Source organism: Arsenophonus endosymbiont of Bemisia tabaci Q2, from assembly GCF_902713415.1.
In the GTDB taxonomy this organism is placed as follows: domain Bacteria; phylum Pseudomonadota; class Gammaproteobacteria; order Enterobacterales; family Enterobacteriaceae; genus Arsenophonus.
On record NZ_CACTIE010000020.1, the window covers coordinates 1 to 8,023 of the forward strand.

Sequence of the window (8,023 nt, forward strand, 5' to 3'; positions counted from 1 at the left end):
CAGATATTTTGTTCGCACTCAATATGGTGTAATCAAAATTAAGTCGCTTAGCTATATCTTCATCTTCGACTGGCTTCAGCTCGGGATGCTAGACCCTTTAGCTAATGCCAGCGTGCCTTTTCCCGAAGTTACGGCACCATTTTGCCTAGTTCCTTCACCCGAATTCTCTCAAGCGCTTGAGTATTCTCTACCTAACCACCTGTGTCGGTTTGGGGTAGGATTAATGATTACCTATCGCTTAGAGGCTTTTCCTAGAAGCTGGGCATCAACTACTTGACCACCTTGGTGGCTCGTCATCACGTCTCAGTATTGTAGCAGTGCGGATTTGTCTGCACTACTCACCTACTCGCTTACACCGGGACAACCGTCGCCCGGATAGCCTAGCCTTCTTTGTCCTCCCTTCGCAGTAACCCTTAGTACGGGAATATTAACCTGTTTCCCATCGACTACGCTTTTCAGCCTCGCCTTAGGGGTCGCGACTTACCCTGCCCCGATTAACGTTGGACAGGAAACCTTGGTCTTTCGGCGAGCGGGTTTTTCACCCGCTTTATCGTTACTTATGTCAGCATTCGCACTTCTGATACCTCTAGCAGATTTCTCAGTCCATCTTCTACTGCTTACAGAACGCTCCCCTACCCAGCGACATCTAAATGTCGCTGCCGCAGCTTCGGTGCATGGTTTAGCGCCGTTATATCTTCTGCGGAGGCCGACTTGACCAGTGAGTTATTACGCTTTCTTTAAATGATGGCTGCTTCTAAGCCAACATCCTGGCTGTCTAAGCCTTCCCACTTCTTTTGCCACTTAACCATAACTTGGGGACCTTAGCTAGCGGTTTAGGTTGTTTCCCTCTTCACGAGGGACGTTAGCACCCGCCGTGTGTCTCCCGTGATAACATTCTTCGGTATTTGTAGTTTGCATCGGGTTGGTAAGTCGGGATGACCTCCTAGCCGAAGCAGTGCTCTACCCCCCGAAGATGAATTCACGAGGCGCCACCTAAATAGCTTTCGGGGAGAACCAGCTATCTCCCGGTTTGATTGGCCTTTCACCCTAGCCACAAGTCATCCGCTAATTCTTCAACATTAGTCGGTTCGGTCCTCCAGTTAGTGTTACCCAACCTTCAACCTGCCCATGGCTAGATCACCGGGTTTCGGGTCTATACCCTGGAACTTAACGCCCAGTTAAGAGTCGGTTTCCCTACGGCTTCTCTATCCGGTTAACCGTGCTACAGAATATAAGTCGCTGACCTTTTATACAAAAGGTACGCATATAAAAAAGGTACGCAGTCACACCCTTTCGGGTGCTCCCACTGCTTGTACGTACAGAGTTTCAGGTTCTATTTTACTCCCCTCGCCGGGGTTTTTTTACCTTTTCCTCACGGTACTGGTTCACTATCGGTCAGTCAGGAGTATTTAGCCTTGGAGGATGGTCCCCCCATATTCAAACAGGATAACACGTGTCCCGCCCTACTCTTCGAGTTCACAACACTTACCGTTTCAGATACGGGGGGCTATCACCCTTTGTTGCCGGCCTTTCCAGACCCTTCTCCTGCGGTAAATATTGATGTTGACTCTGGGCTGCTCCCCGTTCGCTCCCCGCTACTGGGGGAATCTCGGTTGATTTCTTTTCTTCGGGTTCCTGAGATGTTTTAGTTCCCCCGGTTTGCCTCGTTTGACTATGAATTCATCAAACGATAGCGCATTAATGCACTGGGTTTTCCCATTCGGACATCGCCGGCTAGTACGCTTCATATCAACTTACCGACGCTTTTCGCAGATTAGCACGTCCTTTCATCGCCTTTGACTGCTTAGGCATCCACCGTATACGCTTCATTCGCTTAACCTCACAACCCGAAGGTGTCTCTTATCAAATAATACGGAAGCGTCATGGCTGCGCCGTGCGAAATTTTTTGTTGTGCGGTGCTCGTCATGAGCATGTACTTATGTACGCTGCGCTGACTGCGCGCCTACGCCGTAAATTTTACCCTGCTCGCTCATGCCACTCGTCTGCCTATTTGAATAACACTTCAAATTGGAGTTTGAGAGTTCTCCACACTGTTTTTTCAATAATGTGTGTTTCAATTTTCAGCTTGTTCCAGATTGTTAAAGAGGATTATTATTCGCAGCATACTGTTGCCAGCCTGCTCTGAATAGCTTTTTTCTATTTTTATCTTGCAATATGGTGAAGCTAAGGGGGATCTAACCGCTGACCGCCTGCGTGCAAAGCAGGCGCTCTGGCAGCTGAGCTATAGCCCCATTAAGATTGTCGTATCATTACACCTTACTGCTAACCTTGCCTTTCAGGCACTTCCATCAGCAATGTTGGTAGGCCTGAGTGGACTGGAACCACCGACATAACCGTTATTAGGGGTGCGCTCTAACCACCTGAACTACAAGCCTAATGATACTTTCTGCTTAATCTTCATCAAACAATCTGTGTGAACATTCACATTCTATCTATCTAGGTAAGGAGGTGATCCAACCCTAGGTTCCCCTATGGTTACTTTGTTACGACTTCACCCCAGTCATGAATCACAAAGTGGTAAGCGCCAACCAAAAAGGTTAAGCTACTTACTTCTTTTGCAACCTACTCCCATGGTGTGACGGGCTTTTTGTACAAGGCCCGGGAACGTATTCACCACGACGTGCTGATCCGCGATTACTAGCGATTCCGACTTCATGGAGTCGAGTTGCAGACTCCAATCCGGACTTCGACGTACTTTCTGAGTTCCGCTTCCTTTCGCTGGCTCGCTTCTCTCTGTATACGCAATTGTAGCACGTGTGTAGCCCTACTCGTAAGGGCCATGATGACTTGACGTCATCCCCACCTTCCTCCGGCTTATCACCGGCAGTCTCCTTTGAGTTCCCGACCGAATCGCTGGCAACAAAGGATAAGGGTTACGCTCGTTGCGGGACTTAACCCAACATTTCACAACACGAGCATGACGACAGCCATGCAGCACCTGTCTCAGCGCTCCCAAAGGCACTCGTCCATCTCTAAAGGATTTGCTGGATGTCAAGAGTAGTAGGTAAGATTCTTCGCGTTGCATCGAATTAAACCACATGCCCCACCGCTTGTGGGGGCTTCCCGTCAATTTATTTGAGTTTTAACCTTGCGGCCGTACCCTCCCCCAGGAGGTTGATTTAACGCGTTAGCTCCGCAGGCTACAGTTTATGACGACAACCTCCAAATCGACATCGTTTACAGCGTGGACTACCAGGGTATCTAATCCTGTTTGCTTCCCACGCTTTCGCACATGAGCATCAGTCTTTTTCCAGGGGGCCCCCCGCGCCTTCGCCACCGGTATTCCTCCACATCTTTACGCATTTGACCGCTACACATGGAATTTTACGCCTTCTACAAGACTCTAGCTAACGAATCTTGAATGTTATTCCCAGGTTAAGCCCCGGGATTTCACATCCAACTTAATTAACCGCCTGCGTGCCTTTTACGCCCAGTAATTCTGATTAACGCTCGCACCCTGCGTATTACTGGGGCTGCTGGCACGAAGTTAGCCGGTGCTTCTTCTGTCGCTAACGTCAATTGCCAAGGTTATTAACCTTAACACTTTCCTCACGACTGAAAGTACTTTATAACCCGAAGGTTTTCTTCATACACGCGGCATGGCTGCATCAGGCTTACGCTCATTGTGCAATATTTCCCACTGCTGCCTCCCCGTAGGAGTCTGGGCCGTGTCTTAATTTTAGTGTGGTTGATCATCTACTCAGACCAGCTAGAGCTCGTCGCCTAGGTGAGCAATTACCTACCTACTAGCTAATCTCATATGGGTTTATCCGAAGATGTGAGACCAGAATGGTTTCCCACTTTGCTTCTTAGAGATTATGCGGTATTAGCCACCGTTTCCAGTGTTTATCCCCCGCCTTCGGCCAGATCCCTATACCTTACTCACCTGTCCGCCGCTCGCCGGCAAGGAAGCAAGCTTTTTTCTGCTGCCGCTTGACTTGCATGTGTTAGACTTGCCGCCAGCGTTGAATCTGAGACATGATCAAACTCTTCAATTAAAAGCTTGATGCTCAAAGAATGTTTTACTGACCGTAACACTTTTTTGTTCAACTCGCTTTGCCGATGTTTGACCATTTTCGCCACTGCCGACCAAAATAACGTTACTGCATATTAGTTCATATATGAATTATAGCTAAGCGTCTTAATTTTGATTACAAAATATATGTTTTTTCTCCAATATAAATTTACTGATATAGAGTAATTACTTGTAATCATTTTAAAGTGGCCCAGCTATAACTGTTTTATTAACGCTTTAAAACTTTAAAATCAAATATTTTTTGATGATGTCTTGCGAGTGCTCATACAGATTGTCTGATTAATTGTTAAAGAACGTGCGCCCTAGCGTGCGCCCTAGGCCGCGAGGTGGCGTATATTACGCTTTTTACCTGTAAAGTCAAGTAGTTATTTCTACTTTTCTTTTCACTTCACTGACTAAAAATCCAATTATTTATTCTCAACCAATGGGAGCGCATTATAGGCGCTTTTAAGCCGCTGGCAACAGTTATAGCTAAGCGGACTTAATTTTGATGACATTATTTATATGAGCTATTCAATTGATTTTAGACGTAAAGTGATATTTACGATGGAAGAAAGAAAGGTTGAGTATCCAAGAAACAGCGAAGCAATTTCGGATTGGCTCTGCATCTGTATAGCTAAGCGACTTAATTTTGATTACACCATATTTTGTTCGCACTCAATATGGTGTAATCAAAATTAAGTCGCTTAGCTATATTTAAAAAAATTTGTCTAATTGGTTTATATTTCAACAAATCGGCTTAAATAAACATTTTTTCTAACCGATTAAAACCTTCATTTATCAGTACAGGAATAAGCTTTTCAGCTTCAACATCCATTTTAGTGCAATAGGCAATATTTTTACTTTTTGTTAAAATCAAATTTTGATGGTTATTGATTAACCAAACCGCTCGTCTGGCAATTGCAGCGCCTGAATCAATGAGTCTGGTTCCGTCAAGAAGCACTTCTTTTAGTTCTGCCGATAATAACGGAAAGTGTGTACAACCGAGGACAATGGTGTCAGGGGGTTCTTTTATTTTTAACAACGGTTTTACAATGCGCACTAACGCTTCTTTTGAGATTACCTGACCATGAAGTTTTTTTTCTGCTAATTCGACTAATTCTGATGAAGCGATCATCTCAACTTTACAATCAACGGCAAATCGATCGATCAGTTCTCTAGTATAGTTTCCACTAACAGTTACCTTAGTTGCTAATAATCCAATAACACCATTACGTGTTAATTTAGTTGCTGGTTTTATTGCGGGAACAACCCCAATAATTGGAAATTGGAAATGCGCTTTTAAAACAGGCAAACTGACCGTACTTGCCGTATTACAAGCAATAATTGCTATTGCTAACGCATGTTTTTGTTGAATTTGATCGATGAAGCGAATAATACGTTCAATAATAAATTCTGCACTTTTCTCTCCATAAGGAAAAGCATCATTATCAAAAGCATAAATATAAATATAGTGTAAATCTGGCAATAGCTGTCTGACTTCACGATAAACAGATAACCCACCAGCACCAGAATCAAAAATTAGAATAGTTGGCCGAGCCGTTTTCGACTGAGCAGAGGTTACTTTTTTTATTTCATTTTTCATTCATTTCATCACAATAATGAACAATATGCTGATAAGAGAATTGTTAGTAAAAATAGTCGTGAGTAATTATACAGTAATAATAGATTGAATGAATCCTGTGCTGTTGTAATAATTGTCCGCTGGTTTTAAGACAATATCATAACCTATTTTTATTTTTGCATTACCGTTCAATATCGAAGAACTAAAACTTTACCACTCTTACTATCACTATCAATATTCAAAAAATAAGCTTTAGAAAAACCTTTGTAATTACTATCTATAAATCGTGCACCAAAGCTAGACTTCTCTTTCTCTTTCCCTACAATCTCACGATAGAAAATTTTTTCTCAAGATGAATCTGAATATATGCTAAATAATTTGTCAATTACCCAATACAACTTGCAGCTAGCTGAAAAAATCAAATATTTAAACAGTATTATGCTGCCTTTTAATGCACCTGAGCCAGAAATTTTTCGTTCTGATTTTTCCCATTATAGAATGCGCGCTGAATTTCGCCTCTGGCATGAAGGACCAGATTTATTTCATATAATGTTTGATCAAACGACTAAACAACGTATAAGAGTTGATCAATTACCTAGCGCTAGTAAATTAATTAATCAAATGATGCTTGCTTTAATTCCATTAATTAAAAATAAACCGCTTTTACGGTATAAACTCTTCCAAGTAGATTATTTATCAACATTAAGTAATAAGATTATTGTTTCATTAATTTATCATAAAAAATTGGAACAAGAATGGATTGAACAAACTAAACAATTACGTAGCGCTCTAATTAATCAAGGTTTTGATATACAACTTATTGGCCGCGCAGCAAAAACAAAAATTATATTAGAACAGGATTATATTGATGAGGTATTACCTATTTCAGGTAAGTCAATTATCTATCGCCAAATTGAAAATAGTTTTACCCAGCCCAATGCCAGAATAAATATCAAAATGTTAGAATGGGCGATTAATATTACTAAAAACACAAAAGGTGATTTACTGGAGCTTTATTGTGGAAACGGTAATTTTTCTATCGCACTAGCACAAAATTTTAATTGTGTTCTGGCAACCGAGATTGCAAAACCATTAGTAGCAGCGGTTCAATATAATATTGAAGCTAATAAAATTAATAATGTAAAAATTATTCAAATGTCAGCAGAAGATTTTACCCAAGCAATACAAGGTGAACGTCAGTTTAAACGCCTTGAAGGTGTTGATTTAACAAGTTATAAATGTGAGACTATTTTAATCGATCCGCCTCGCTGTGGTTTAGATGAAAAAACGCTTGAATTAGTACAAAAATATCCACGTATTCTTTATATATCCTGTAATCCTAATACACTTTGTCACAATTTAAATATACTTAATAAAACTCATAAAATTGATCGATTAGCCTTATTTGATCAATTTCCTTATACCCACCATATTGAATGCGGTGTTTTACTTGAGAAAAAACATATTTGAATGAGATAAAACGCCATAAAAAATATGGCATTTTATTTTATAAGTCATAACAGCAAAAAATCTATCTAATGATAGCTAATATTATTTTTATTCTAAGAATATATTAAATAATATTGATATAGACAATATTTCTATAACATTCATAATATTAAAAGTCATTTAAAAAACTAATATAGAAAACACCAATAAATAATTGCAATTTTTGGTTTACTGCAAAAAATTATTTATAATTTAATATTATGTTTTTCCTGTTCACGACGATACCAATAATAGGCTCCACGGGCGATCATTCTAAGCTGTAAAACTAATCGTTCTTCCAAAAGCTGCCTTTTTTCCTGATCAATATCTAATGCTTCTGCCCCCGCACTAAATACTATAGTAACCATGGCTTCGGCTTCAATTTCAGTAAAATACCGAGGCGTATTACTTTCCTGTTGCAAGTAGTCAGCCAATTCAGCAATAAAATGGTAAATTTCTCTGGCAACTGCCGCACGAAATTCAGCCGATGTACCTGAACGTTCACGTAGCAATAATCGAAAGGCATTCGGATTATTACCAATAAATTCCATAAAAGTAGCAACAGATGTTCGAATAACACTGCCACCTTTTGCAATACGCTGTCGTGCTTGACGCATTAATTGACGCAGCATAAGACCGCTTTCATCAACCATGGTCAATCCTAATTCATCAATATCACGAAAATGTCGATAAAAAGAGGTCGGTGCAATACCCGCTTCTCGGGCAACCTCACGTAAGCTGAGACTAGTAAAGCTACGCTCAGCACTCAATTGACTAAAAGCCGCTTCTATCAGAGAACGACGCGTTTTTTCTTTCTGCTTTGCTCTGACGCCTGTAATATTACTCACAGTAATTAATATACCTCTTCGGTAATAATGTAACTAGGCTACTATACCAAATTTTAACAGATTTGC

4 protein-coding genes, 2 tRNA genes and 2 rRNA genes are annotated in these 8,023 nt (G+C 41.0%); 2 read left to right on the forward strand and 6 right to left on the reverse strand.

The window, feature by feature from the left end:
* The 4 genes from ARSQ2_RS11820 to ARSQ2_RS01745 all read right to left on the reverse strand — a co-directional run.
* A 23S ribosomal RNA gene (locus ARSQ2_RS11820) occupies positions 1–1,840 on the reverse strand; the annotation flags it as partial.
* Between the two features lie 336 nt (positions 1,841–2,176).
* Positions 2,177–2,252, reverse strand: a tRNA-Ala gene (locus ARSQ2_RS01735).
* A gap of 67 nt (positions 2,253–2,319) precedes the next feature.
* A tRNA-Ile gene (locus tag ARSQ2_RS01740) sits at positions 2,320–2,396 on the reverse strand.
* A gap of 66 nt (positions 2,397–2,462) precedes the next feature.
* Positions 2,463–4,019 (reverse strand): 16S ribosomal RNA (locus tag ARSQ2_RS01745).
* Positions 4,020–4,561: 542 nt separating this feature from the next.
* On the opposite strand from ARSQ2_RS01745, the gene ARSQ2_RS01750 reads away from it, so the two are divergent.
* Complete coding sequence (locus ARSQ2_RS01750; protein ID WP_181994152.1) at positions 4,562–4,738, forward strand: hypothetical protein; 177 nt, start codon at positions 4,562–4,564, stop codon at positions 4,736–4,738.
* A 58-nt stretch (positions 4,739–4,796) separates the two neighbouring features.
* On the opposite strand, the gene murI is transcribed toward ARSQ2_RS01750, so the two are convergent.
* Positions 4,797–5,642 carry a glutamate racemase gene (murI, locus tag ARSQ2_RS01755; RefSeq protein WP_181994153.1) on the reverse strand — a complete coding sequence of 282 codons (846 nt, stop codon included), beginning with the start codon at positions 5,640–5,642 and terminating at the stop codon, positions 4,797–4,799.
* 345 nt (positions 5,643–5,987) lie between these two features.
* Here murI and trmA point away from each other — a divergent pair, with 345 nt between their 5' ends.
* Positions 5,988–7,091: a tRNA (uridine(54)-C5)-methyltransferase TrmA gene (trmA, locus tag ARSQ2_RS01760; protein ID WP_181994154.1), complete on the forward strand. Its 1,104-nt coding sequence runs from the start codon at positions 5,988–5,990 to the stop codon at positions 7,089–7,091.
* Positions 7,092–7,315: 224 nt separating this feature from the next.
* On the opposite strand, the gene fabR is transcribed toward trmA, so the two are convergent.
* The gene (gene fabR / locus ARSQ2_RS01765) at positions 7,316–7,957 is read right to left on the reverse strand and encodes an HTH-type transcriptional repressor FabR (protein WP_181994155.1); all 642 of its coding nucleotides are present in this window, start codon (positions 7,955–7,957) and stop codon (positions 7,316–7,318) included.
* Positions 7,958–8,023 lie beyond the last annotated feature (66 nt).

What these genes read in the sequence shown, in the direction of transcription:
- ARSQ2_RS01750 (WP_181994152.1), top strand. Translation starts at nt 4,562, where the DNA reads ATGAGCTATTCAATTGATTTTAGACGTAAAGTGATATTTACGATGGAA.
- murI (WP_181994153.1), bottom strand. Translation starts at nt 5,642, where the DNA reads ATGAAAAATGAAATAAAAAAAGTAACCTCTGCTCAGTCGAAAACGGCT.
- trmA (WP_181994154.1), top strand. Translation starts at nt 5,988, where the DNA reads ATGCTAAATAATTTGTCAATTACCCAATACAACTTGCAGCTAGCTGAA.